Consider the following 25040-nt stretch of genomic DNA (forward strand, 5'->3'; position numbering starts at 1 on the left):
ACGAAGCCGCGAGAGCCCTGCCGAGGGCCTTGAAAAGCCCTACGGAAACCGACGCTCCGGTCCTGTCCCCATGGCTATCACAGCGCTGCGTCGCGGCAAGCGGGATTGTGCATTGCCGCAAGAATTTCATTCACGCGCAGCAACCGTGTGATACCACCGGCTGACACCGTGACCGCCCCTCATGCGAAAGGCGAATATGGCCGATAACCATCCTGCCCCGCTCGACACCTCGTTCGCGATCGATACGCAGGCGCCTTGGTGGCGCGGTGCGGTCATCTATCAGATCTATCCGCGCAGTTTCCTCGACACCAATGACGATGGCGTGGGCGACCTTGCGGGCATCACGCAAGCGCTGGAGCACGTTGCAAATCTGGGCGCGGATGCCATCTGGATTTCTCCGTTCTTCACCTCGCCGATGCGGGATTTCGGCTATGATGTCTCGGACTACTGCGACATCGATCCGATCTTCGGGACGCTTGCGGATTTCGATGCCCTGATTGCTCGCGCCCATGACCTCGGGCTCAAGGTGATTGTCGATCAGGTCTATGCCCATACATCGGATCTGCACCCCTGGTTTGCGGAAAGTCGCAGCTCGCGCGCCAATCCCCGCGCCGAATGGTACGTCTGGGAAGATCCCAAGCCGGATGGCACGCCACCCTGCAACTGGCAGTCGGTGTTTGGCGGGCCTGCCTGGACCTGGGATGCGCGACGCCGCCAGTATTACATGCATACGTTCCTGAAGGAGCAGCCGCAGCTCAACATGCACAATCCGGCAGTGCAAGACGCGGTACTGGAGGTCGCCCGCTTCTGGCTCGCGCGCGGGGTCGACGGGTTCCGGCTCGATGCGCTGAACCACGCGATGCACGACCCCCAGTTGCGCGACAATCCGCCAGCACCTGACGATGGCCGCCCCCGAACGCGCTCGGCCGACTTTCAGCTCAAGACCTTCAGCCAGTCACACCCTGATATGGTCTATTTCGTGGAACGCCTGCGCCGCGTCTGCGACGAGTTCGGCGCCATTCATACGGTCGCAGAGATCGGCGGCGACGATCCGCAACGAGACCGTCGTCTCTACACCGCCGGATCGCACCGCCTGAACAGCGCTTACGGCTTCGATTTCCTGTACTTACCCGAACTGACAGCCGCTTACGTAGCCGATGCCATTGCCCGCTGGCAGGACGTAAGCGATCCGACAACCGGCGCCGTGGGAGGCTGGCCGAGCTTTGCCTTCGAGAACCACGATGCCCCCCGCGCCATTTCGCGCTGGGCCACCGCCACAGACCGCCACGCCTTCGCCCGGCTGAAAATGGCGCTTCTGCTTGCCCTTCGAGGCAACGCCATCCTCTATCAGGGTGAGGAGCTTGCACTCGAACAGGACGAAATTCCTTTCGAACAGCTTCGCGATCCCGAGGCCATCGCCAACTGGCCGCTCACGCTTTCGCGCGACGGAGCCCGCACCCCGATGCCCTGGCGCGAAGAACCGCGCGGCGGCTTCACTACCGGCACGCCATGGCTTCCCCTTTCGACAGGGAACCTCGGGCGCGCGGTGGAGGTGCAGGAACGCGATCCCGGCTCGATGCTGCACTTCACCCGCGCGCTGCTGGCCTTGAGAAAAGCCACCCCGGCCTTGCGGCTCGGTCGGATCGAGCATTGCGTGGCAGAGGGCGACATTCTTCGTTTCGAACGTGCCTGGCACGAAAATGGCGTCGCACGCCGCGTGCTTTGCGTGTTCAACCTTGGCTCTGCCGAGCAGTCACCGGAACTGCCCGAGGGCGAAGTCCTGTTCGCCGTGAACGGCGCACATCGGCGCGCCCTCCCTCCCTACGGTGCGATCTACCTTGAGGTGAAGTAGCCGCTGCTCAAGCCCCGATCAGTTCGCGGCCGATCAGCATGCGACGGATTTCGTTCGTTCCTGCGCCAATGTCGAGCAGCTTGGCATCGCGCAGGTAACGTTCGACCGGCCAGTCCTTCGTGTACCCCGCGCCGCCAAGGGCCTGCACGGCCTCTCCGGCAACGCGAAAGGCATTCTCGCTTGCCAGCAGGATCGCGCCTGCCGCATCGAAGCGGGTGGTCCGCCCGGCATCGCAAGCCCGCGCGACCGCATAGACATAGGCCCGCGCCGATTGCAGCGCGACGTACATGTCCGCAACTTTCGCCTGCATAAGCTGGAATGCACCGATCGCCTGCCCGAACTGCCGCCGCTCGCGCACATAGGGGATCACCGTGTCGAGGCAGGCCTGCATGATGCCGATCTGCAGGCCTGCCAGCACAACGCGTTCATAATCGAGCCCGCTCATCAGCACTTTCACCCCGCCATGGAGCGTGCCCATGATCTGCCCTTCCGGCACGAAACAGTCCTGAAACACAAGTTCGCAGGTGGGTGAGCCGCGCATCCCCAGCTTGTCGATCGTCTGTCCGACCGAAAACCCGGCCATTCCTTTCTCGATCAGGAACGCCGTAATCCCTCTTGAGCCCGCAGCCGGATCGGTCACGGCATAGACCACCAGCACATCGGCATAAGTCCCGTTGGTGATCCAGAACTTGCTGCCGTTGAGCCGGAAGCCCCCTGTGACGGCCTCTGCCCGCAGCTTCATGCCTACGACGTCCGAACCCGCTCCGACCTCCGACATGGCCAGACTGCCGAGATGCTCACCGGAAATCAGTTTGGGCAAATACCTGGCTTTCTGATCGGCATTCGCCCAGCGGCGGATCTGGTTGACGCACAGATTTGAATGCGCCCCGTAGGACAGGCCCACCGAGGCCGACGCACGAGAGACTTCTTCTACCGCCACGACATGCTCAAGGTAGCCGAGCCCGACGCCACCCCATTCCTCTTCCACGGTAATACCGTGCAGGCCGAGATCGCCCATCGCGGGCCAGAGTTCTCGCGGAAAACGATCTTCCGCATCAATGGCAGCAGCAATCGGCGCGATGCGGTCGGCAGCGAAACGGGCGACGGTCTCACGGATCATCGTCGCCGCCTCGCCGAGCGCGAAGTCGAACTCGGGCGTAGCAGTCATGTCTTTTATCCTCTCCGTTAGAGGCAATCTAACAAGATTGCCCACAGGCGCAAAGGATGCATTGGCGAGCGAACGATTATTGCGAAGGCAAAGGGATCAATCCGGCATCACCCTGCTGCTGCGTCCATTCGATACGATAGAGGTCGAAGCGGCGATCCTTGAGGTTCTGCACAGCGCCCGACTGCCGCGCGGTCAACAGCGCGTCGAGGCTGAGATCGGCAATCGCGATCGTCTCGGTATTCGGAGCGGTATCCGCCGCCACGCCATCGCGCGCGAACGGGAAATCCGAAGGCGTCAGGATCGCGCTTTCGGCATAGTGGACATCCATGTTCTCGACGTTCGGCAGATTGCCCACGACGCCCGACGTCACGACGTAGCACTGGTTTTCCACGGCCCTTGCCTGGCAGCAGTACCGTACCCGCAGATAGCCCCGACGCTCGTCCGTGCAGAACGGCACGAACAGCATCAGCGCCCCCTGATTGACAAGGTGACGGGCCAGTTCGGGGAATTCGCTGTCATAACAGATCATCACGCCGATCGGCCCGCAGTCGGTCGGGATCACGTTCGCACCGTAGCCGCCGCGCACGTTCCACCACTTGCGCTCGGACGGCGTGGGGTGAAGCTTCTGCGTTTCGTGGACCGAACCGTCGCGCAGGAAGGTATAGGCGATGTTGCGGATCTCGGACTTGCCCTTGCCGGTCTTGACGCGGGTCGGGTGCGAGCCACCGATGATATTGATGTTATAGCTCACCGCCATGCGCTGCATGAACTCTGTAAAGCGCTCGGTGTAATCGGCGATCTTCTCGATGGCTGCGGCGGGCTCCAGCTTGCTTTCCTCGATCGAGAGCAGTTCGAGCGTGAACAACTCGGGGAAGACCACGAAGTCGCTTTCATAGTCCGCCGCTACGTCGATCCAGTATTCGACCTGCGCCTCGAACTGGTCGATCGTCTCGATCTTGCGCATCTGGAACTGTACGGTTGCGACGCGAACGCTGGAAGGCACCCGCTCCTTGAGGCCCGGAACGGCCTTGCCGGTGTCGCGCGGGGCGAGCGGATTGGCCCAATACATCAGCACGGCATTGCCACCACTGTCGCGGTCAGCCGGGATATAGTCGGGCAGGATACCGCGCGGTTCGTATCCCTCGTTCATCTGAAAATTGATGACCTGATCGCGGACCTTCTTGTCCTTCACCGCCTGAAGATATTCGGCTGCTGTAGGATACTGGCGGCGGCGGCGGGCATAGCCCGGCATGCGCCCCGCGAAGGCGATGCCCTTCAATTCGAAGTACTGACAGACCTCGCGGCGCTTGCGATAGAGGCGCTGACCAATCCGCAGGCGGCGATAGTCCGGGTCCACGCAGACCTCGAAACCATAGAGCACATCGCCTTCGGGATCGGGAATCCGGCCATAGCCGCCGTTGGAGATTTCCTCCCAGGTGTGCGGCTTGAAAGCGAGATCGGCCGTGACGATCATCGTCGCGCAATGGCCCACGACCTTGCCTTCGTATTCGGCCACGAACTGGCCTTCGGGAAAGTTGATGATCTGGCCACGCAATTCGGCGCGGGTGAAGGCGTCCGCCTTGCCATACACCTTCACCGACAGGCGCGCGATAGCGGCGACGTCAGAGACAGTGGCGGGGCGGATGATGAGCTTGGCTTTGGTCTGGTCCATGGGTTCCTGATACTCACGGGCAGCGCGCAGGTTCCCGGCGCCACGGGTTCACGTCATATCCGGCGGATATAGGAAGCCCGCTGAAAATTTCTGCGAAAACCGGGATATTTCCGGCCTCTGCCTCCGTTGTCCTTGGTGAAAGGAGAAACACAGTGAGTGCAACCCTTTTCGCCCTGGCCCTGTTCGGATGCTCGGACGACGGCACAACGTGCCAGCGATTGAATATGGCGGCGGAGACTTACCAGAACCGCGAGGCCTGCGCGGCCAAAACCGATGCGGCGCTGGAGACAGAGGCTGCGCTGAAGGCCGACTATCCGACCGTCTATGCCCAGTGCCTCAGTGCCCAACAGCTTGCCGCCATCGGCAAAAACACCGTCGATCTCAACAAGATGAACGGCGTCCGCTTCGCGTCGGCCGATTGATCCCGCTCAGCCGCGACCGCGATATCCGGCGACGCCCTGATCGGGTGCCCACAAGCCTTCCGGCACCGGGCCGGACTGCCAGAACACGTCGATGGGGATGCCCCCGCGCGGATACCAGTATCCTCCGATGCGCAGCCACCTGGGCTTCATCTCGTCGAACAGGCGCTGCCCGATACCTACCGTCACATCCTCGTGAAAACCGCAGTGATTGCGGAATGAGCCAAGGAAGAGCTTGAGAGACTTCGATTCCACGATGGTCTCACCAGGTGCGTAATCGAGCACCAGATGCGCGAAATCGGGTTGGCCGGTGACGGGGCACAGCGACGTAAATTCCGGCGCGGCGAAGCGCACCATGTAGAGCGATCCCACGCGCGGATTGGGCACATAATCGAGCACTGCCGCTTCGGGAGAGGCAGGAAGTGCGCTCTGCTGCCCGAGATGCAGCGGCATGCCGGAGGCGGGGTTCTGTGCGGTCTTGTCGGTTGTCTCGTCCATGCCTAAGGCCATGCCTGCAATGGCGCGCGGCGGCAAGCGGTCAATCGCGGCTCCTTGCCATTCCGTCGTGTTCAAAAATGGCGGCAATGCGGGATTCACGGGCGGTTCAGGCTGGTATGGGTGGGGTTAAAAAGAGAGCAATGAGGGGTGTGATGGTTTCGGGTCGCGACAGGTTTTTTGCGCAGGGTTGTGCTGTTTTTCTTTGCGGAACAGCGCTTTGCGTGGTGAGCGGACAGGCGGCACTCGCGCAGTCTTCCGATCCGCAGGTCTGGTCGCTGCAACCCTCGCCGCAGACCAGCGCGACGCCGCAGGCATCAGGCCCGGTGGACGCCCAAAATCCGGTTGTTCGCCCAAAGGTTGATCCCACTTCAACGGCAACGCCAGTGGTCGTTCCGAGCGCGGCTGCCACCCCCAAACCGACGGTCATTTCGCCGCCCAAGCCGGTTGCTACATCGCGTCCAACCGAAACAGCGCCTCGGACGCCAAAACCGGCGCCCACGCCGCGTCCAACGGCGACTGCGGCGCCGGAAAGTGCCACAACATCAACACCTTCACCTTCGGTCACACCCACGCCGGAACCCGTTCCGAGCCCGATTTCTCAAGACGAGGCTAAACCGCCCCAAACGGGGTCTAACCCGACCCTAACGGGGTCTAACCCGGCCCAAGCGCCTTCTACCGCCTCCACACCGACCACTGGCAGCGCCACACCCTGGCTGTGGCCGCTCGTCGGCGCAGGCGCGGTGCTGGCGATCGCCGGCGCACTGATCTGGCGTCGACGCAGCCGCGTCGAAGTGACCTACGACGAGCCCGCCGAGACCTTCGTGGAACCCGCGCCGTCGCCTGTTCCAACACCTCCTCTTGCCCCCATCGCACCTTCGCGCCCGGCGCCAGCTCCCGAGCCCGCCTCACCCCCTCGCCCGGTCGCAGCCCCCGCACCCGTACCTGTCGCCCCCCGCCGCCTGCCACCACGCCCATCGCGCAGGAGGGCGGCGCGCGCTTCGAGTTCGAGCCGCTCTCGCTGCGTCTCTCGCTCGTCTATGCCACGCTCTCGTTCCGGCTGGTGGTCAGCAATCCGACCGATGCGGACATGGCGCCCTCGCAACTGGTGGGCGATCTGATCTCCGCCCACGCCTCGCTGGGGCGCGAGCAGCAACTGGCACCCGTCCCCGCGCAGCTTTTCGCGATCCGGAGCGTGCCTGCCATCGCACCGGGAGAAACCGCCGAACTGCGCTGCGAAGTGCAGTTGCCGCTCAACCGCGTGATCCCGCTCGAACGCGGACAGGCGCGCTTCCTCGTGCCCCTGCTGCGCCTTGCCCACGTGGCGGCGGACGGCACCTGGCAGCGGCTGGTGCTGACCGTGGGCACCGAGAGCGAAAGCGGCGTTGCCCCGCTGCGGCTCGACACCGGATCGCAGACTTTCGGCCAGCTTGGCGCCAGAGTGGTGGAATCGAGCCGCCATATGCCCCTCGACCCGGTGCGCGCCACCGGGTAGGCTCAATTCCGCGCGACACAGCGGAGATGATCTTGAGCGATACGAAGAGTTTGGAAGGCGCCGGTCCGGCAACGAAAGTCGTCAACGCCGGGCGACGCAAGGAATGGACCGGCCCGGTGGTCAATCCCCCGGTCTGGCGTGCCAGCACGCACCTTTACGAAAACACCGCAGCGCTCGCCGAAGGGCCGCGCCATAACGAGGATGGCCGTTTCTTCTATGGCCGCCGCGGCGCGCCGACGCAGTGGGCACTGGCCGAAGCGCTGACCGCGCTGGAACCGGGCGCCGCGGGCACCGTGCTCTACCCCTCGGGCGTTGCCGCCATCGCGGGCGTGATGCTGACGATCCTCAAGCCCGGTGACGTCGTGCTCATCACCGACAACGCCTACGATCCCAGCCGCGCGATGGGCAAGGGCCTGCTGACCGACTTCGGCATCGAGCCGCGCTATTTCGATCCGCTCGATGTGGCAGGCTACGAAGCCCTGTTCTGCGAACGCACCCGCGCAGTGCTGCTCGAAGCGCCCGGCAGCCTCTCGATGGAGATGTGCGACCTGCCGCTGCTGGCGAAGATCGCGCGCGACAAGGGCGCGATCTCGGTACTCGACAACACCTGGGCCAGTTCGCTCGGCTTCCCCGCGCTCGAACGCGGGATCGACATCACGCTGATGGCGCTGACCAAGCATGTCGGCGGCCATTCGGACCTGATGATGGGCAGCGCCAGCGCCGGAGCGGACCTTTACGCCAAGCTGCGCGCCCGTGCCCAGCAACTGGGCAACGTGGTCTCGCCCGACGATGCCGCCCTCGCCCTGCGCGGTCTGCGCACGCTCGATGTGCGGCTGCGGCAGGAAACCGCCAGCGCGCTGAAGATTGCCGAATGGCTCGCGCAGCGCCCCGAAGTGGCGCAAGTGCTCTGCCCGATGCTGCCCGGCGCCCCCGGACACGATGTGTGGAAGCGCGATTTCATCGGCGGCTGCGGCCTGTTCAGCTTCGTCTTCAAGGGCGGGACAATGGCGGACCGCAACCGCTTCATTGATGCGCTCGGCCTCTTCGGCATCGGCTATTCGTGGGGCGGGTTCGAGAGCCTGGCCATTCCCATCGATCCGGCGGGCTATCGCAGCGTGATGACCTGGCCGCCGGTTGACGGCAGCGATCTGGCCGAGGCGCGCCACGGCGTGCGCCTCACCATCGGCCTTGAAGACCCGGCGGACCTGATCGCCGATATCGAACAGGCGCTCACCGCCTGGCAGCAGGCCTGATCGTGGCGGGGGTAACGGTACTTCCCATGGCCGTTACCTCCCCTGCGGCGGTGCCCGCCGCCGCCGCGACCGGCGCGCCAATCTCCCAAGCCGCAGGCCCCTCGGTCAGCGGTGCCGAAGGCCTGCGCGATGCCGTCTCGGCCAAGAGCCATGCCATCGGCGGCGTGGTCGATACGCTCGATTCGCTCGCCGTGCAGGTCGGCCACAGCCGCGTCTCGGTGTGGGATCTGGCGGTCGTGATCTTCGTCGTGGTCATGGTGATCGTGGTGGCATGGAGCGCCAGCCGCGTTTCGCAGCGCCTGATCGAACGCGCGACCCGCTTCGATGCCAGCCAGCGCCTGCTCGCGCACAAGCTGGTCAGCCTGCTGATCTGGAGCATCGCCATCCTTGTCGGCGTCGATGCGGCAGGGATCGATCTGACCGCCTTCGCGGTGTTCTCCGGCGCGTTCGGCCTTGCCATCGGTTTCGGCCTGCAAAAGACTTTCGGCAATCTGATCGCCGGGATCATCCTGCTGATGGACAAGTCCATCAAGCCGGGCGACGTCATCGGCATCACCGATCAGGGCGGCAAGCTGACCTTCGGGCAGATCCGCCGTATCGGCATCCGCGCCGTCTCGCTCACCACGCGCGACCAGAAGGAATACCTGATCCCCAACGAAAACCTGATGATCAATCAGGTGGAGAACTGGTCCTATTCCAGCCGCAACGTGCGCATCCAGATCCCCGTCGTCGTCTCCTACACCACCGATATCCAGCAGGCCGAAGACCTGATGCTGGAGGCGGCGCGATCGGTGAAGCGCGTGCTCGTCACCCCGCCCCCCACGGTGTGGCTCGACAGTTTCGTGGACAACGGCGTCAGCTTCGTCATCAACTGCTGGATCACCGATCCCGAGGAAGGCGTGGGCAATGTCCGCTCGGACGCGCTCAAGACGCTGTGGCGGCTGTTCCGTGAGAACGGCATCGAACTGCCCCTGCCCCAGCGCGACATCAACTTGCGCGATACCGCAATCGTGCGGGAGGCGCTGGCGCGGCTGGGTAAAGGCGTGGGCGACACAGGAGAGGATGCATCATGAGTGTAACCGGCATCGGTGTGACTGGCATCGGCGGACTGTTCTTCCGCGCCCGCGATCCCGAGGCGCTGGCGGCGTGGTATCACCAGTATCTCGGCATCGGCCCCAATACCGAAGGCGACGGCTACGAGCCCTGGGCGCAGCAAGCCGGGCCGACGGTGTTCATGCCCTTCCCCGCCGATACCGATTACTGGCCTGCCGAGCGGCAGTGGATGCTCAACCTGCGGGTCGCCGATCTCGACGCGCTGATCGCGAAATTACAGGCGGACGGGATTGCCGTGGCGACCAACCCGGAATGGGATTCGCCCGAGATGGGCCGCTTTGCGCGCATCCATGACCCGGAAGGCCATGCGCTGGAGCTGTGGCAGCCGCCAGAATAAGGGCGCTCAGTTGGTCTGGCGGTGCAGCTCGCGCTCCGGCTCCAGCCGGTTGCGGCCCTTGGCGCGGGCGCTGAACAGCGCCATCTCGGCGCGCTCCAGCGTGCTGTCGAGGCTCTGGGCAATACGCACGACGCCGCCGCTGGCGGTCAGGCGCAGGCCATCGTTGCCCAGCACCTCGTGCCGCTCCGAAAGCGTCGAGACCACGCGGGCGCAGATCGCACGCGCGGCTTCGGGCGTGGTGCGCGGAAGCAGCACGGCGAAACGCTCAGAGCCGATGCGCGAGATCACGTCTTCCTCGCGCAGGGTCTCGCGCAGGAGATCGGCGAACGTGCAGAGCACATCGTCCCCCGCGCCTGCCCGTAGCGCATGTTGATCGCCTTGAAGAAATCGATCCCGAACAGCGCAACGCAGCCCTCGATCCCGCGCGTGAGCATGTGCTCCAGCATCGAGACGAAGGCCCGGCGGTTGCTGAGCCCGGTCAGCGCATCGCTGTAGGTGGCGGCGAACAGCTGGTCGCGCAGCGCGCGGCGCTCGTCCACCGAGCGCAGGATCGCCAGTGCGCCCCAGGCCTTGCCGTCGTTGCGGTGGAGCGCGCGGCAGCGGATCTCGAACCAGCTTTCGCGCGCATCGGTGGTGACGGCGGGAAATTCGACCCAGCCGCTCTCGCGCCCGGCAATCGCCTCGGCCAGTGCGGTAGCCACGCGGGCAAGGTGCGAGGGTTCGACGAGATCCGGCAACGTCTCGATCCCGTTCGCGGCGCCCGACTGGCCGACCAGCCGCGCCAGCGCCGGCGAACTCTCGACGATATGGCCGCTCGCATCGATCTTGAGGATGATGTCCGGCCCGCCCTCGGCCAGCATGCCGTAGAGCGCCGAAGTCTCCTGATCGGTGATGGTTATCGGCATGGGCGGTTTTTCCGTCAAAGTCTCAAAACGTTAGATAACGGCGTAAAATACGTGTTAATCGGGTTATTTAACGCACTGGAAACAATAGCTTATAATACCACTTCGTGGCACCTTGCGAAAGTCAGGCACTTTACAGGTCGATCATCACGCGCACCCGCTCGGGCGAAATGCCCAGTGCGAGCGCGATATCTTCACGGGCTTTCGCCACCGCCTCGCCCACGCCCGAACCGATCCCGGAGATCGAGCGGCGGGGTCGAAGATCCGCCGTTGTCACGCCAAGCGCCGCGGCCAGTCCTTCGAGTCTTTCGGCCACCGGCTTCGCCCGCCCCTGCTCCCAGGCCCAGACGGTCGGCTTGCTGACGCCCAGCGCGGCAGCCAGTTGCGCCTGCGTCAATCCGCGCGCCTTACGCAAGCGATAAAGGCGCTCGGCAAAACCGCCTTCCGTCTGCGAACCTGCCGGCAAGCCGACACTCTCGGCCCGCGCGCGCAGGCGAACCGCACTCAGGACATGGGGCGGCAAGCTTTGGGCGAACGCGCAGCCGAACAGATCATCCACCGACCAGACGACATGCGCACCGACGGAGCCTGCCTCCGGCAGATCCACATCGATCGTCTCGCCCGGCGCGAGTATCGTGTCCGTCTGCAGCAGAGCCCCGGTTTCGGAAATGTTGAGCACACGCACCAGCGCGCCCGTACTCCCCGCTGCGCCCGTGGTTTCGAGCAGCAACCGACGGCGTGGCGCGCGGGCCGCTCCGGGTGTCTCCTCAAAATGGGCATCGATGGCCACGTCTGCGCTCCAGGTTCGCTGAACAGAGACCCTGGCAGACCGACCTTAAGATTCGGTTAGGTGCCGACTAACGAATCGCGAATCGGATTTCGCAATTTTCCACGCCACACAAACTACGGAAATTACGTGATTTTCCGTATCATTTACCCGGTGTTTACGAACATACCCCTAGGAAATCCGTACAAGTATAACGGGACGCACCGTGTTCGACATTCTGACCTGCATTCGTGACGAGCACGATGTGCGACTCGTCGCCCTCGCTGCTGCGATCTGCTTCCTCTCCTCGCTGGCAGCCGTGCTGCTGCTGCGCCAGGCCCGCCTTGGCGCCAAGGACGAGCGCCTGCGCTGGCGCTATCTTGCGGGGATAGGCGGCGGCTTCGGCGTCTGGGCAACCCACTTCGTGGCGATGCTCGGATACACGCCGGGCGTAGTGATCGGCTACGACACCCTGCTGACCGTCATCTCGCTGGCCCTGCCGATCGTCACCACCTGCTTCGGTTTCTCGATCGCGCTCGACCATCGTTCACGCGCCGGGCTGCTGATCGGCAGCCTTGCCACGGGCGCGGGCTTTGCCGCCATGCATTACACCGGCATGGAAGCGATGACGCTTCCCGCCACGCTGCACTGGGAACCGGGCCACGTCGTTGCTTCGGTCGTGCTGGCGATCGTGCCCACCCCTTTCGCGATGTACTGGGCGCTGCACGGCTGCCGCCTGACCTCGATCCTTTCGGCAACCCTCAGCCTGACGCTTGCCGTCGTGCTGCTGCACTTCACGAGCATGGCCGGGCTGCACCTGACGCCGAACCGCCTCGATCCCTACGGCCTGATCATCGCGCCGCACATCATGGCTTCGGTCATCACCGCCATCTCGCTGAGCCTGCTGGCGCTGCTGATCACAGCCCTGATCATCCATCGCCGCACCCGCGAGGCCATCCATGCCAGCGAGCGTCAGTTCTCGTTTCTGGTACGCGGTATTTCCGATTGCGCGATCTACATGCTCGATACCGAGGCCCATGTCGCCAACTGGAACGCCGGTGCGCAGCGACTGAAAGGCTATAGCGCCATCGAGGCTATCGGCATGCCGCTGGCCGCTTTCTACACGCCGGAGGATCGCGAAAGCGGATTGCCGGAGCGCGCGATCGCCACGGCTCTGGCCGAAGGCAAGTTCACGGCAGAGGGCTGGCGCATGCGCCGCGACGGCACCCGGTTCTGGGCTCACGTCACTATCGAGCCGTTTCGCAATCATGACGGTGTGCATATCGGCTTTGCCAAGATCACCCGCGACATGACCCGCTTCAAGGAACACAACGACCGGCTCGAAAACACCTCGCGCCAGCTCGACACCGCGCTTGCCCACATGCACCAGGGGCTGTGCCTGTTCGATGCGGACGAACGCATCGTACTGCGCAATCGTCGTTTCCTTGAAATGTACAATCTGCCTGCGGATGCCTGCCCGCCCGGCACCTCGCTGGACGAGGCCATTCTGGAAGCGCTGACCGCGCGCCTCGGCGATCGCCCCAGCGCGGAGCGACTGGCCCTTTCCAACGATGCCATCCACCGCGCCGTCAACACGCCGGATTATCCAGCAGAAGTGTTCGAGTACGGCGCCCTGTCCGTCTCCATCGTCAGCCGCCGCATGGACGACGGCGGATGGGTGACGACCTTCGACGACGTGACCGCACAGCGCCAGTCCGAAGCGCGTATCGAGCATATGGCGCTGCATGACGGCCTGACCGGCCTGCCCAACCGCACCCGTTTCGAACTGTGGCTGGACGAGCATCTTCCCGAGGCGGAGCGCGCTGGCCGCAAGCTGGCCCTCGTCATGCTCGACCTCGACCGGTTCAAGGAAATCAACGACACCTGGGGGCACTCCTGGGGCGATGTCGTGCTCGTCGAATTCGCGCGTCGCCTCGGTCTGGACCTTCAGGAAGACGAGATCGTCGCGCGTCTGGGCGGCGACGAGTTCGCGCTGGCCAAGGAATATTCCAATCAGGCGGACCTCGCCGAATTCCTGCGTCGGGTGACAGGTGCCCTGTCGCAGCCGATCGTCCATGAGGAACAGGAACTGCCGATCGGCGGCAGCGTCGGCGTAGCGGTATTCCCGCAGGATGGCGGCGACCGAGAGGCGCTGCTGAACAATGCCGATCTGGCCATGTATCGCGCCAAGTCGCAGCTGATCGAGCAGCTGTGCTATTACGAGCCGAGCATGGACGAAAGCGCGCGCGAGCGTCGCCAGATCGCCAACGACCTGCGCCACGCGGTCGACCGGCGCGAACTCGCGCTGCTCTACCAGCCGCAGCACAACCTGCGCACGGGCGCGCTGTCAGGCTACGAAGCCCTGCTGCGCTGGCATCATCCCTCGCGCGGGATGGTATCGCCGATGGACTTCATTCCCATCGCCGAGGAAACCGGGCTGATCATCCCCATCGGCGAATGGGTCATGCGACAGGCCTGCCGCGAAGCCTGCCTGTGGCCCACCGAGGAACGCGTGGCGGTGAACCTTTCCCCCGTCCAGCTGGTGCAGCCCGGCCTTGTCGACGTGGTGACGCGCATTCTTCGGGAAACCGGGCTCCCGGCTCATCGGCTGGAGCTGGAGATCACCGAGACCGCGATCATCTCGGACAAGGCGCGCGCGCTGGCGAACCTGCGCCAGATCAAGGAACTGGGCGTTGCCATCGCGATGGACGATTTCGGCACCGGCTATTCCTCGCTCGATACCCTGCACGCCTTCCCGTTCGACAAGATCAAGATCGACAAGTCGTTCCTGATCGAATCGGACACGAACAATCAGGCGCTGGCGATCATTCGCGCGGTGCTGGCGCTGGGCCAGTCGCTCAACATCCCGGTTCTGGCCGAAGGTGTAGAGACGGGCGTGCAGTACGAGTTGCTGATCGCCGAAGGCTGCGAGGAAGCGCAGGGCTATTACCTTGGCCGTCCCGCCGCGCCGCCCAGCCTCGTCGCGGCGAACGACATCTTTCGCAAGGCGCAGGCCGATGCGCGGACAGCCGTGAACGACTGATCCCGCGCGCGAGGGACTTGCTTCAGAGCAGCAGGTCGTCCTGCGGCAGGAGCGCGGGCGGCAGGTCCGTATGGCCCAGCATCGCGAGCATCTCGCGCTCCACCGTGCGGGCCATGGCATCGAGCGGGAGATCGTTGGTCTCGGTGCCGAACGGGTCTTCCATCTCGTCGCCCAGCGAATCGAGGCCGAAGAAGGCATAGCTCACCAGCAGCACCGGCAGCGGCGTCCACCAGCCCAGCGCGGAAACCAGCGCGAAGGGCAGCAGCAGGCAGAAGCCGTAGGCCGTGCGGTGCAGCAGCAGCGTGAAGGCATAAGGCAGCGGCGTCGCCTTGATCCGCTCGCAGGCGCCCTGCACCCCCGACAGCGCCGCAAGCTGCGTTTCCAGCACCGAATAGTGCATCGGCTCGATCGCGCCTTCGCGCATCAGCCGGGCCGCTGCGATGCCCACGCTGCGCAGCGCTGCGTCCGTGGGATTGGGTGTGCCCGGCGCGAGGTCTGGCACGAACGGGGCGATGGCCTGCTCCTCGTCCAGCCCGCGCAGCTTGGCGGCAAGGCCCTTGGTGAAGCCGATCACGCCCAGCGCCAGCACTTCGCGCTGCGCCGGGTCGATCGTCGCGATCTGGCGGGCGAAGGCGCGCGAGGAGATGATCAGCTGCCCCCATTGCTTGCGCCCTTCCCACCAGCGGTCGTAGCAGGCGTTGTTGCGGAAGCTCATGAAAATCGACAGCGCCAGCCCGATCACCGCGAACGGCGCTGCCGCCAGATGCGCGCCCGATGCCATGCCGTGGTCCATCAGCGCGACCGCGATCACCGAGACCATCATCATGAACGCCAGCCGCTTCCAGATGCGCGGCACCACCGATCCGCGCAGGTGAAAGAGAATGTCGACAAGGCCAGGCTGCGGGCGGACGATCATCTGGAGGCTCCGGTATGGAACCCTCGCCATGACGCGGTGCAAAAAGGGCGCAGTCCGCATCGAAAGCGACGGTCTAAAGCTGTGCTACCCGCCCCATTAGCCTTTGTGGCTGGAAAGGCCAGACGTTCGGGCGCATCTCGCCTGTCATGACCATGACACCTGCAACCCCCAAAGGCCGAGTCCATCTCGTCGGCGCCGGTCCGGGCGATCCCGACCTGCTGACGCTGCGCGCCGCGCGGCTGCTGGAAGGCGCCTCGCTGGTGGTGCACGATGGCCTCGTCGACACCGCGATCCTTGCCATGGTGAACCCGGCGGCAGAGCGGATCTCGGTCGCCAAGGCGCGCTCGCGCCACACGATGCAGCAGGAGGACATCAACGCCCTGCTCGTGCGCGAAGCCCTTGCGGGCCGCGACGTGGTACGCCTCAAGGGCGGCGATCCCTTCGTATTCGGACGCGGCGGCGAAGAGGCCGAGGCCTGCCGCGCCGCCGGTATCGAGGTTGAGGTCGTCCCCGGCATCTCCTCCGCGCTGGGCGCTTCGGCTGCCGCGCAAATTCCGCTGACCCACCGCGATCACGCCTCGATCGTCTCGTTCGTGGCGGGCCAGTGCAAGGGCCTGACCGAGCAGGACTGGTCCGGCCTTGCCGGCAAGGGCCGCACGCTCGTGATCTTCATGGGCCTCGCCACCGCCGCGCAGATCAGCGAGAAGCTGATGGCCGACGGTCTTGCCCCCGATGTGCCCGTCGCCGTGATCGAGAACGCCACCCGCGCGCAGATGCGCGTGCTGCGCAGTCCGCTCGCAGGCCTTGAGGCCCTCGTTTCCTCGCACCGGGTGAAGAGCCCGGCGCTCATCGTCATCGGCGATGTTGCCCGCGCGCGCGGCGACCTTGCCGATCATACCATTCGCGCTCTGGCGCTGGAGGCAGGCAAGTGAAGATCGTGACCGGCAACGACCTGAAGAGCGGCGCCGTCATCTGGTGGACCGGCGTGGGCTGGTCGCTCGACGTGAACGACAGCGCCGATGCGGGCGAACATGGCGCCGCGATCGTCGCGCGCGAGGAAGCCGCCCGCAACGTCGTCGGCGCCTACGAAATCGATGGCGAGAAGACCGCAGAAGGCGTGCGTCCCGCGCATATCAAGGACCGCATCCGCGCGCTTGGCCCCACGGTCCGCACCGACCTGACGCTCAAGCCTGCCGACCCCCAAGCCGTGAACTGGGTGATCTGATGTACAAGTACGATACCTATGACCAGCAGATGGTCGATACCCGCGTCGAGGAATTCCGCGATCAGGTGCGCCGCCGCCTTGCCGGTGACCTGACCGAGGACCAGTTCAAGCCGCTGCGCCTGCAGAACGGCCTGTACCTCCAGCTGCACGCCTACATGCTGCGCGTCGCGGTGCCCTATGGCACGCTGAACTCGCAGCAGATGCATCTGCTGGGCGACATCGCCGACAAGTACGACCGCGGCTATGGTCACTTCACCACCCGCCAGAACATCCAGTACAACTGGATCAAGCTGGAGGACACGCCCGACATCCTCGCCGATCTGGCGAAGGTGGAGATGCATGCCATCCAGACCAGCGGCAACTGCATCCGCAACATCAGCGCCGACCAGTACGCAGGGGCCGATGCCGACGAAGTGGTCGATCCGCGTCCTTACGCCGAGCTGCTGCGCCAGTGGTCCAGCTTCCACCCGGAATTCCTCGTCCTGCCGCGCAAGTTCAAGATCGCGGTGATCGCCAGCGAGGTCGACCGTGCGGCGATGCGCCTGCACGATATCGGCATCCGCATGGTCAAGAACGATGCGGGCGAAGTCGGCGCCGAGTTCCACGTCGGCGGCGGCATGGGCCGCACCCCGATGATCGCCTCGATGATCCGCGAATTCGTGCCGCTCGACCAGCTGATCACCTATGCCGAGGCGTGCCTGCGCGTCTACAACCGCTATGGCCGCCGCGACAACAAGTACAAGGCGCGCATCAAGATCCTGGTCCACGAGATCGGCAAGGACGAGTATCTGCGTCAGGTCGAGGAAGAGTTCGCGCACCTGCTGACGCAGGGCATCGAGCCGCCCCTGGCCGAGCTGGAGCGGATCAAGGCGCACTTCGCCGATCCCGCCTACGATGCGGACGCCAGCGACGATCTGGACCTGTCCGATCCCGATTTCCGCCTGTGGGTTGAGCGTAACTGCCACCCCCACAAGCAGAAGGGCTACACGATCGCGACGATCAGCCTCAAGCCGATCGGCGGGATTCCGGGCGATGCCAGCGCCGACCAGATCCGCCTGATGGCAAAGCTTGCCAAGGACTACAGCCTTGACGAACTGCGCGCCACGCATGCGCAGAACATCGTGCTGCCGCATGTGCGCAAGGCCGATCTCTACACCGTGTGGCAGGCACTCGACGCGAACGGTCTTTCCACCGCCAACCTCGACACCATCGGCGATATCATCGCCTGCCCCGGTCTCGACTACTGCGCGCTCGCGAACGCCCGCTCGATCCCGGTGGCGCAGAAGATCTCGGAGCGCTTCGGCTCGGCCGAGAAGCAGGCGGAAATCGGTGAGCTCAAGCTCAAGATCTCGGGCTGCATCAACGCCTGCGGCCACCACCACGCCGGGCACATCGGCATTCTAGGCGTCGACCGCAAGGGCACCGAGAACTACCAGCTGCTGCTCGGCGGCAGCGAGGGCGCGGATACCTCGCTCGGCAAGATCACCGGCCCCGGCTTCGACGAGGACGGCGTGGTCGATGCGATCGAGCGCGTAACCGACCTCTATCTGGCCCAGCGCGAGGACGGCGAGCGCTTCCTCGACACCTACCGCCGCCTGGGCATGGGCCCGTTCAAGGAAGTGATCTATGGTTGACGTGCAGTTCCGCTTCCGTGACGACGAGGCCGTCAACGACCCCGCCGTGACGGTCGACGCCTTCACCGAACAGACCAACGCCAGCGCCGTGCGCGTGGAGCCGGGCGACGATGCCCGCGACCTGCTGCCGCATCTGGACCGCCTCGCACTGGTCGAAGTCAGCTTCCCCAGCTGGACCGACGGGCGCGGCTATTCCTCGGCCCGTATCCTGCGCGAAGCGGGCTATCGGGGCGAGCTGCGCGCGGTCGGCGATCTGGTGATCGACATGCTCAGCCATCTGCGCCGCTGCGGCGTGGATGCCTTCGCGCCCGACAAGCCGCTCAACCCCACCGACGCCGATAACGCGTTCACCCGCTGGGAGAACGTCTATCAGGCGACCAACGTCGACGGACGTCAGGCCATCTGGGCGAAACGCCACGCCTGACACGCCCCGTATGAAGGCCGACACCGAACATCGGTGAGGCCGCACAAAGGACTTTCCGCCCATGGCCCAACCTCAGCTTGCACAGGACTCGCTCGCACCCGACGCTCAAGGATCCGGGTGGGAAACGAGCCGGGAAAACCCCGGTCGCGACCGTCTGCGCGCCGTTGACCGGCTCGACACCTCGCCCCGTTTCACGGCGGCGGATGCCGAGGCGCTGAACGCGCGCTTTGCCGGTGTCGATACGCTGGAGATGCTGCGCACGGTGCTGGCGGAAGGTCTTGTCGGGCGGGTCACGGCGGTCTCCAGCTTCGGCGCGGACAGCGCGGTGCTGCTGCATCTGGTCGCCAGCGTCGATCCTTCGGTACCGGTGCTGTTCCTCGAAACGGGCAAGCACTTCCCCGAGACGCTGGCCTATCGCGATACGCTGGCGGCACAGCTTGGCCTCACCCAGCTCGTCAACCTGACGCCTGACGAGGCGGAACTGGCGGCGAAGGACGAGAACGGCCTGCGCTGGTCGTGGGACCCGGACGGCTGCTGCGAAATCCGCAAGGTGAAGCCGCTGGCGAAAGCGCTGGCGAACTACGATGCCTCGTTCTCGGGCCGCAAGTCGTTCCAGGCCAAGACCCGCGCCAACCTGCCGCGTTTCGAGATCGATACGACCGATGCCGCCGGGCGCCTCAAGATCAATCCGCTGATCGACTGGAGCGCCGAGCGCCTCGCCGCCTATATCGCCGAGCATGACCTGCCCCCGCATCCGCTGGTGGCGCAGGGCTATCCCTCGATCGGCTGCATGCCCTGCACCAGCAAGGTCGCGCCGGGCGAAGACCCGCGCTCGGGGCGCTGGAAGGGCTGGGACAAGACCGAATGCGGCATTCACGTCGCCGGGGAGACCAGCGACGCCGCCAGCCCCGTACCGGGCACCGGTGACGGCAAGAGCACCGATCTGCCGCCGGGCTACGATCCGGTCTTCTGATACCGGGCGGCGCGGCTTTATCAGGTTCTCACAAGGCGCAGCGTGACGGGATCGTGCTGCGCCTTGTAACCTTCGCAGCTTGCATCGCATTGCAGATGCCGCATCGCAACATGCATTAAACGCACGCAAGAGCGTCTTAGAACGCACGCCATCGTCCGTTACAATGCCGGGTACACCCCAACAATCGAGTTTGTCATGAGCGTTTCCCGCGCGCCGCAGGACCATGCGGTTCATCCCCTGCTTGTCACCCTGGCCCTGGCCATGGGCGCCTTCGCGATCGGCACCACCGAATTCGCGGCGATGAGCCTCGTCCCCTTCTTCGCCTCCGACCTGCACCTGTCGGAAGCCGAAGCCGGCCATGCCATCAGCATGTATGCGCTGGGCGTCGTCGTCGGAGCCCCGACCATCGCCGTGCTTGCCGCCAAGCTGCCGCGCCGCCAGTTGCTGGTCGGCCTGATGGCGCTGTTCGCGGTCGGCAACGGCCTGTCGGCACTGGCGGGCAACTACCACGTGCTGCTGCTGTGCCGCTTCATCAGCGGATTGCCGCATGGCGCCTACTTCGGCCTTGCCGCGCTCGTCGCCGCCTCGCTGGTGCCGCCCAACAAGCGCGCGCAGTCGGTCGCCAACGTCATGACCGGGCTCACCGTCGCAACGATCATCGGCGTGCCGATGGCGAACTGGCTGGGGCAGGCGCTCGGCTGGCGCTGGGGCTTCGGCGTGGTCGCGGTGCTCGCGGTGATCTCGATGACGCTCGTCGCCATGTTCGCCCGCGTGCGCCCGCCGATCCGGAAGCCAGCCCCTTGCGCGAGCTTGGCGCGCTGCGCCGTCCGCAGGTGGTGCTGACGCTGCTGACCGAGGCGGTCGGCTTCGGCGGTCTCTTCGCCGTCTACACCTATGTCGCCTCGACCATCATCGACGTGACCAAGGCGGGCGATGCCGCCGTGCCGCTGGTCCTCGCCGTGTTCGGCGTGGGCATGACGGCGGGCAACTTCGCCTGGGCCTGGCTGGCCGACCGCGCGCTCAACAAGGCGGCGATCCTCTCGTTCCTGTGGCTGGCCGGATCGCTGGCGCTGTTCCCGCTGGCTGCGCACAACATCTGGGCGCTGAGCGGCGCGATCCTGCTGATCGGCTTCGGCGGCGGCCTTGGCACCGTGATGCAGACGCGCCTGATGGACGTGGCGGGAGACGCGCAGGCGCTGGCCGCCGCTGCGCACCACAGCGCCTTCAACACCGCCAATGCACTGGGTCCGTGGCTGGGGGGCCTGGCGATCACCGCGGGCTATGGCCTGACCTCGACCGGCTGGATTGGCGTGGCGCTATCGCTGGCGGGTCTTGCGCTTTTCCTGTTGACGCTCAACCTCCACGGCCGCGAACAGGCCCGCTTCGAAGCTGCTCCGGCAGAGTAAGCGGCTCTGTCCTAAACAAAACGGGGCCGACACGAAAAAAGGGCGGAGCGCCACAAGCGCTCCGCCCTTTTTTCGTGTCCTGCGCGCAAGGCGTCACACCGGCTGCGGCAACTTATCCAGCAACTTGTCCAGCGTCACCGGGTATTCGCGCACGCGCACCCCGGTGGCATTGTAGACCGCATTGGCGAGCGCCGCCGCCACGCCGCACAGGCCCAGTTCGCCCACGCCCTTGGCCTTCATCGGCGAGACCTTGTCGTCCGGGGTGTCGAGGAAGATCACCTCCTGATGCGGAATGTCGAGGTGTACCGGCACTTCGTATCCGGCCAGATCGTGGTTCACGAAGTGGCCGAAGCGGGTATCGACGGCGAGTTCCTCCATCAGCGCACCGCCCACCCCCATCGTCATCGCCCCGATCATCTGACTGCGCGCGGTCTTGGGGTTGAGGATACGGCCCGCATCGCAGACCGCCAGCATCCGCCGCACGCGGATCTCGCCGGTCCAGGCATCGACCGAGACTTCGACGAAGTGCGCGCCGAACGTCGCCTGCACATAGTCCTTGGCGATCTGGCCCCACTGCATGGTGTCCTCGGCCACCATCGCGCCGGCATCGGACAGCGCGAAACTGCGGTTGCCCGCCGTGACCTGCCCCTTGGCGAAAGTCGCCTCGGCAGGATCGAGGCCCAGTTTCGCACAGACCTGCCCGCGCAGCTTCACGCAGGCCGCGTAGAGACCGGAGGTGGAGCTGTTCGCCCCCCACTGCCCGCCCGAGCCTGCCGACACCGGGAAGCTGGAATCACCCAGCGTCACGGTGACAGCGCTCATCGGCAGCCCCAGCATCTCGGCAGCCGTCTGCGCGAGGATCGTGTAGCTGCCGGTGCCGATGTCGGTCATGTCGGTTTCGACCGTGGCATGGCCCTTGCCGTCCAGCTTCACCCGCGCCGCAGAGGTCATGTTGATATTGCCGCGATAGGCCGCAGCCACGCCCATGCCGATCAGCAGGTCGCCCTCGCGCCGGGTGCCCGCCTTGCTGCGCCTGTCCCAGCCGAAGCGCTCCGCCCCCTGCTGGAGGCAGGCCACCAGATGGCGCTGGCTGAACGCTTTCGACGGATTTTCCGGCGCGACCTGCGTATCGTTGTGGATGCGCAGCTTGACCGGACACATGCCGAGCCCTTCCGCCAGTTCGTCCATCGCCACTTCGAGCGCCATCAACCCGGTCGCCTCGCCCGGCGCGCGCATCGCGTTGCCTTCGGGCCAGTCGACCACCGCCTGCCGCGTCTTCGTCAGACGGTTGGCGCCCGCATAAAGGAACTGCGTCTGGTTGGTGGAGCTGTCATCGCTGCCGTCGACCATATTGGCATAGACGTTCTCGTGCGCGATGGCGGTGATCGTACCGTCATGCTCCGCGCCGAGGCGCAGGCGCTGGATCGTCGCCGGGCGATGCGTGGTATTGTTGAACATCAGCGGACGCTGGAGCACGACCTTGACCGGGCACTTCGCCGCCCTTGCGCCCAGCGCAGCCATGACCATGTCGGTCCGCAGGAACAGCTTTCCGCCGAACCCGCCGCCGATATAGGGTGACATGATCCGCACATTCTCGGGCGCGATCTTCAGCGTTTCGGCCACAGATTTCCGCCCCCAGGCGATCATCTGGTTGGACGTCCACGCGGTCAGCCTCTCTCCCTCCCACCAGGCGATGGAGGCGTGCGGTTCCATCATCGCATGGGCCTCGGGCGGCGTGGCATACGTCTGATCGACCTTGACCGGCGCCGCGGCGAAGGCGGCATCGAAGTCTCCGAAACTGGAGCCCGCCTGTTCGGCGCCCTGCCCCGGCGGCAGCGCCGGATCGCGGCTGGCGACCGCCAGATCGAACCGCCCTGCCTCGGGCGCATAGTCCGGGCGCAGCAGCGCCGCAGCCGCCGTCGCCTCCTCGAACGTGCGGGCAACCACCAGCGCGATCGCCTGATGGTAGTGAACGATCTCCGGCCCGCCCAGCAAGGGCGCGGTGTTCATCCCGGACTGGCCGAGCGGCCCGGCATTCGCTGCCGTCACCACGACCAGCACGCCGGGCGCGCGCTCGGCAGCGCTGGTATCGAGGGACTTGAGCCGTCCCCTGGCGATGCCCGCGCCCAGAATCACGCCATAGGCGGGATTGGCCGGGATCTCGCGATGCTCATAGGCATAAGGCGCGCGGCCGGTGGTCTTGAGCGGACCGTCGATACGATCATGCGCCTTGCCCACCACTTCCATGCGATCGATGGGATTTGCGCCTGCGGGCGTTTCGAACTTCATGCGCTCTTCTCCGCCAGTCTGGCTTCGGCCATGACCGAGCCGATCGTGCGCTCGGCCAGCGTCACCTTGAAGGCATTGTCTGCTCTCGCTTTCGCGCCTGCCATCAGCACATCGGAAACGGCCTTCGCGCCGTTTCGAAGTTGTGCGTCCGCCTCGCTTCGGCGCCACGGTTTGGGCGCAACGCCGCCAAGGGCGATACACCCGGTGCCGTCCTCGTGCAGCACCGCCGCGACCGAGACCAGCGCGAAAGCATAGGACGAACGATCCCGCACCTTGCGATAGAAGTGCGCCCCTCCCGGTGCCTTGGGCAGCGTGACCGCGGTGATCAGTTCGCCCTTCTCCAGCGCCGTTTCGATGTGCGGCGTATCGCCTGGCAGGCGGTGAAAATCGGCGATGGGGATCGTCCGTGCCGAGCCGTCGGCCTTGACCGTTTCCACCACCGCATCGAGCGCGCGCATGGCCACGGCCATGTCGCTGGGGTGCGTGGCGATGCAGGCATCGGAGGTGCCGATCACGCCAAGCTGGCGCGAATAGCCGCCGATCGCCCCGCATCCCGAGCCCGGCCTGCGCTTGTTGCAGGGCATGTTGGGATCGTAGAAATAGGGGCAGCGCGTGCGCTGGAGCAGGTTGCCCGCCGTCGTCGCCTTGTTGCGCAACTGTCCCGAGGCGCCTGCCACCAGCGCGCGGGTCAGCACGCCATAATCGCGCCGCACCGTCTCATGCGCGGCAAGATCGGTGTTGCGCACCAGCGCGCCGATCCGCAGGCCGCCATCCTTCGTGGGCTCGATGCTGTCGAAACCCAGCCCGTTCACGTCGATGAGATGCGAGGGCGCCTCGATCTCCAGTTTCATCAGATCGAGAAGGTTGGTTCCCCCGGCGATGAACTTCGCACCGGGGGTAGCAGCGGCCTTGGCAGCAGCGTCTTTCGCCGAATGCGCGCGCTCGTAGGTGAACGGCTTCATGCCTGCGCCTCCCCGGCGGCTTCAAGCCCGGCGACTTCCAGCATGGCTTCGGAAATGTTGGAGTAGGCCCCGCAGCGGCAGATGTTGCCGCTCATCCGCTCGCGCATTTCCAGCGCGGTCAGCGGCGATGCCTTCGCCACATCCACCGTGACATGGCTGGGCACGCCTGCCTCGATTTCCCTGAGCACCGACACCGCCGAGCAGATCTGGCCCGGCGTGCAATAGCCGCACTGGAAACCGTCATGCTTCACGAAAGCCGCTTGCATCGGGTGGAGGTTGTCCGGCGAGCCGAGCCCCTCGATGGTCGTGACGTGATCGCCTTCATGCATCACCGCCAGCGTCAGGCAGGAATTGATCCGCCGTCCGTTGACGATCACCGTGCAGGCCCCGCACTGGCCGTGATCGCAGCCCTTCTTGGTGCCGGTCAGGTGAAGATGTTCGCGCAAGGCATCGAGCAACGTGGTGCGCGGATCGAGCGAGAGCGTCTGCTTGCGCTCGTTCACCGTCAGCGACACGTCCATGCGCGGCGTTTCATCGACAGGTGCGGGGCTTGCCGCCGCGACGGGGCCGATCGTGCCGGCAACGGCAGCGCCGGCGGCAGTGGTCTTGAGCATAGTGCGCCTCGATAGGGCCGGCGGTTGCCAGTCGTGGGTCATGGTTGCTCTCGTCATGGTTGAAGCCGGTGGTCCGGCCTTT

21 protein-coding genes and 3 pseudogenes are annotated in these 25040 nt (G+C 65.4%); 13 read left to right on the forward strand and 11 right to left on the reverse strand.

The features are described from left to right. Positions 1-196: 196 nt before the first annotated feature. Positions 197-1852, forward strand: a complete 1656-nt coding sequence (locus CI805_RS12340; protein WP_260923713.1) for an alpha-amylase family glycosyl hydrolase — start codon at positions 197-199, stop codon at positions 1850-1852. A gap of 7 nt (positions 1853-1859) precedes the next feature. Here CI805_RS12340 and CI805_RS12345 read toward each other — a convergent pair whose 3' ends face one another. Both CI805_RS12345 and CI805_RS12350 read right to left on the reverse strand, forming a co-directional pair. Next, the gene (locus CI805_RS12345) at positions 1860-3020 is read right to left on the reverse strand and encodes an acyl-CoA dehydrogenase family protein (protein WP_260923714.1); all 1161 of its coding nucleotides are present in this window, start codon (positions 3018-3020) and stop codon (positions 1860-1862) included. Positions 3021-3096: 76 nt separating this feature from the next. Continuing rightward, on the reverse strand, positions 3097-4692 hold the full coding sequence (locus CI805_RS12350) for a carbon-nitrogen hydrolase family protein (RefSeq protein WP_260923715.1): 1596 nt from the start codon (positions 4690-4692) through the stop codon (positions 3097-3099). A gap of 152 nt (positions 4693-4844) precedes the next feature. Here CI805_RS12350 and CI805_RS12355 point away from each other — a divergent pair, with 152 nt between their 5' ends. Next, positions 4845-5114 (forward strand): hypothetical protein, encoded by a 270-nt coding sequence (locus CI805_RS12355; RefSeq protein WP_260923716.1) that lies wholly within the window; start codon positions 4845-4847, stop codon positions 5112-5114. A gap of 6 nt (positions 5115-5120) precedes the next feature. Here the strand turns inward: CI805_RS12355 and queF are convergent, their stop codons facing one another. Together queF and CI805_RS12365 are read right to left on the reverse strand one after the other, a co-directional pair. After that, positions 5121-5609 carry a preQ(1) synthase gene (gene queF, locus CI805_RS12360; RefSeq protein ID WP_260923721.1) on the reverse strand — a complete coding sequence of 163 codons (489 nt, stop codon included), beginning with the start codon at positions 5607-5609 and terminating at the stop codon, positions 5121-5123. 106 nt (positions 5610-5715) lie between these two features. After that, entirely contained in the window at positions 5716-6174 is a 459-nt protein-coding gene (locus tag CI805_RS12365; RefSeq protein ID WP_260923723.1) for a hypothetical protein, read from the reverse strand. A gap of 150 nt (positions 6175-6324) precedes the next feature. Here CI805_RS12365 and CI805_RS12370 point away from each other — a divergent pair, with 150 nt between their 5' ends. Genes CI805_RS12370 through CI805_RS12385 form a run of 4 tightly spaced genes read left to right on the forward strand, consistent with a single transcriptional unit; the run spans position 6325 to position 9804 of the window. Next, positions 6325-7101 (forward strand): hypothetical protein, encoded by a 777-nt coding sequence (locus CI805_RS12370; protein WP_260923724.1) that lies wholly within the window; start codon positions 6325-6327, stop codon positions 7099-7101. A gap of 26 nt (positions 7102-7127) precedes the next feature. After that, positions 7128-8354 carry a cystathionine beta-lyase gene (gene metC / locus CI805_RS12375; protein ID WP_260923726.1) on the forward strand — a complete coding sequence of 409 codons (1227 nt, stop codon included), beginning with the start codon at positions 7128-7130 and terminating at the stop codon, positions 8352-8354. A 26-nt stretch (positions 8355-8380) separates the two neighbouring features. Beyond that, entirely contained in the window at positions 8381-9427 is a 1047-nt protein-coding gene (locus CI805_RS12380; protein WP_260923728.1) for a mechanosensitive ion channel family protein, read from the forward strand. Then, positions 9424-9804, forward strand: a complete 381-nt coding sequence (locus CI805_RS12385) for a VOC family protein (protein ID WP_260923730.1) — start codon at positions 9424-9426, stop codon at positions 9802-9804. The genes CI805_RS12380 and CI805_RS12385 overlap by 4 nt, the downstream gene beginning before the upstream one ends. Positions 9805-9810: 6 nt before the next feature. Here CI805_RS12385 and CI805_RS12390 read toward each other — a convergent pair. The 3 genes and pseudogenes from CI805_RS12390 to CI805_RS12400 all read right to left on the reverse strand — a co-directional run bounded on the left by CI805_RS12390 (position 9811) and on the right by CI805_RS12400 (position 11496). Continuing rightward, positions 9811-10250, reverse strand: a pseudogene (locus CI805_RS12390) (GGDEF domain-containing protein). Between the two features lie 123 nt (positions 10251-10373). Then, positions 10374-10709 (reverse strand): annotated as a pseudogene (locus CI805_RS21120) (PAS domain-containing protein); the annotation flags it as partial. Between the two features lie 130 nt (positions 10710-10839). Then, the gene (locus CI805_RS12400; RefSeq protein WP_260923736.1) at positions 10840-11496 is read right to left on the reverse strand and encodes a helix-turn-helix domain-containing protein; all 657 of its coding nucleotides are present in this window, start codon (positions 11494-11496) and stop codon (positions 10840-10842) included. A gap of 202 nt (positions 11497-11698) precedes the next feature. On the opposite strand from CI805_RS12400, the gene CI805_RS12405 reads away from it, so the two are divergent. Next, the gene (locus CI805_RS12405; RefSeq protein WP_260923738.1) at positions 11699-14515 is read left to right on the forward strand and encodes an EAL domain-containing protein; all 2817 of its coding nucleotides are present in this window, start codon (positions 11699-11701) and stop codon (positions 14513-14515) included. 22 nt (positions 14516-14537) lie between these two features. Here the strand turns inward: CI805_RS12405 and CI805_RS12410 are convergent, their stop codons facing one another. Next, positions 14538-15431: a bestrophin family protein gene (locus tag CI805_RS12410; RefSeq protein ID WP_260923740.1), complete on the reverse strand. Its 894-nt coding sequence runs from the start codon at positions 15429-15431 to the stop codon at positions 14538-14540. Between the two features lie 146 nt (positions 15432-15577). On the opposite strand from CI805_RS12410, the gene cobA reads away from it, so the two are divergent. From cobA to CI805_RS12440, 6 genes and pseudogenes are all read left to right on the forward strand, one after another. Continuing rightward, positions 15578-16363 (forward strand): uroporphyrinogen-III C-methyltransferase, encoded by a 786-nt coding sequence (gene cobA / locus CI805_RS12415; protein WP_260923742.1) that lies wholly within the window; start codon positions 15578-15580, stop codon positions 16361-16363. Then, complete coding sequence (locus CI805_RS12420) at positions 16360-16656, forward strand: DUF2849 domain-containing protein (protein ID WP_260923744.1); 297 nt, start codon at positions 16360-16362, stop codon at positions 16654-16656. Before cobA ends, CI805_RS12420 begins: the two co-directional genes overlap by 4 nt. Further along, a complete protein-coding gene (locus CI805_RS12425; RefSeq protein WP_260923746.1) occupies positions 16656-18290 on the forward strand; it encodes a nitrite/sulfite reductase in 1635 nt (544 codons plus the stop codon). Before CI805_RS12420 ends, CI805_RS12425 begins: the two co-directional genes overlap by 1 nt. Next, positions 18283-18714 carry a DUF934 domain-containing protein gene (locus CI805_RS12430; protein WP_260923748.1) on the forward strand — a complete coding sequence of 144 codons (432 nt, stop codon included), beginning with the start codon at positions 18283-18285 and terminating at the stop codon, positions 18712-18714. Before CI805_RS12425 ends, CI805_RS12430 begins: the two co-directional genes overlap by 8 nt. Positions 18715-18775: 61 nt before the next feature. After that, a complete protein-coding gene (locus CI805_RS12435) occupies positions 18776-19687 on the forward strand; it encodes a phosphoadenylyl-sulfate reductase (RefSeq protein WP_260923750.1) in 912 nt (303 codons plus the stop codon). 195 nt (positions 19688-19882) lie between these two features. Beyond that, positions 19883-21093 (forward strand): annotated as a pseudogene (locus tag CI805_RS12440) (MFS transporter). Between the two features lie 93 nt (positions 21094-21186). On the opposite strand, the gene paoC reads toward CI805_RS12440, so the two are convergent. Genes paoC through paoA form a run of 3 tightly spaced genes read right to left on the reverse strand, consistent with a single transcriptional unit; the run spans position 21187 to position 24958 of the window. Continuing rightward, complete coding sequence (gene paoC / locus CI805_RS12445) at positions 21187-23382, reverse strand: aldehyde oxidoreductase molybdenum-binding subunit PaoC (RefSeq protein WP_260923752.1); 2196 nt, start codon at positions 23380-23382, stop codon at positions 21187-21189. Next, a complete protein-coding gene (locus tag CI805_RS12450; protein ID WP_260923754.1) occupies positions 23379-24344 on the reverse strand; it encodes an FAD binding domain-containing protein in 966 nt (321 codons plus the stop codon). The genes paoC and CI805_RS12450 overlap by 4 nt, the downstream gene beginning before the upstream one ends. Continuing rightward, entirely contained in the window at positions 24341-24958 is a 618-nt protein-coding gene (gene paoA, locus CI805_RS12455) for an aldehyde dehydrogenase iron-sulfur subunit PaoA (protein WP_409934895.1), read from the reverse strand. Before paoA ends, CI805_RS12450 begins: the two co-directional genes overlap by 4 nt. Positions 24959-25040: the final 82 nt, after the last annotated feature.

Source organism: Novosphingobium sp. 9 (assembly GCF_025340265.1).
Lineage (GTDB): Bacteria > Pseudomonadota > Alphaproteobacteria > Sphingomonadales > Sphingomonadaceae > Novosphingobium.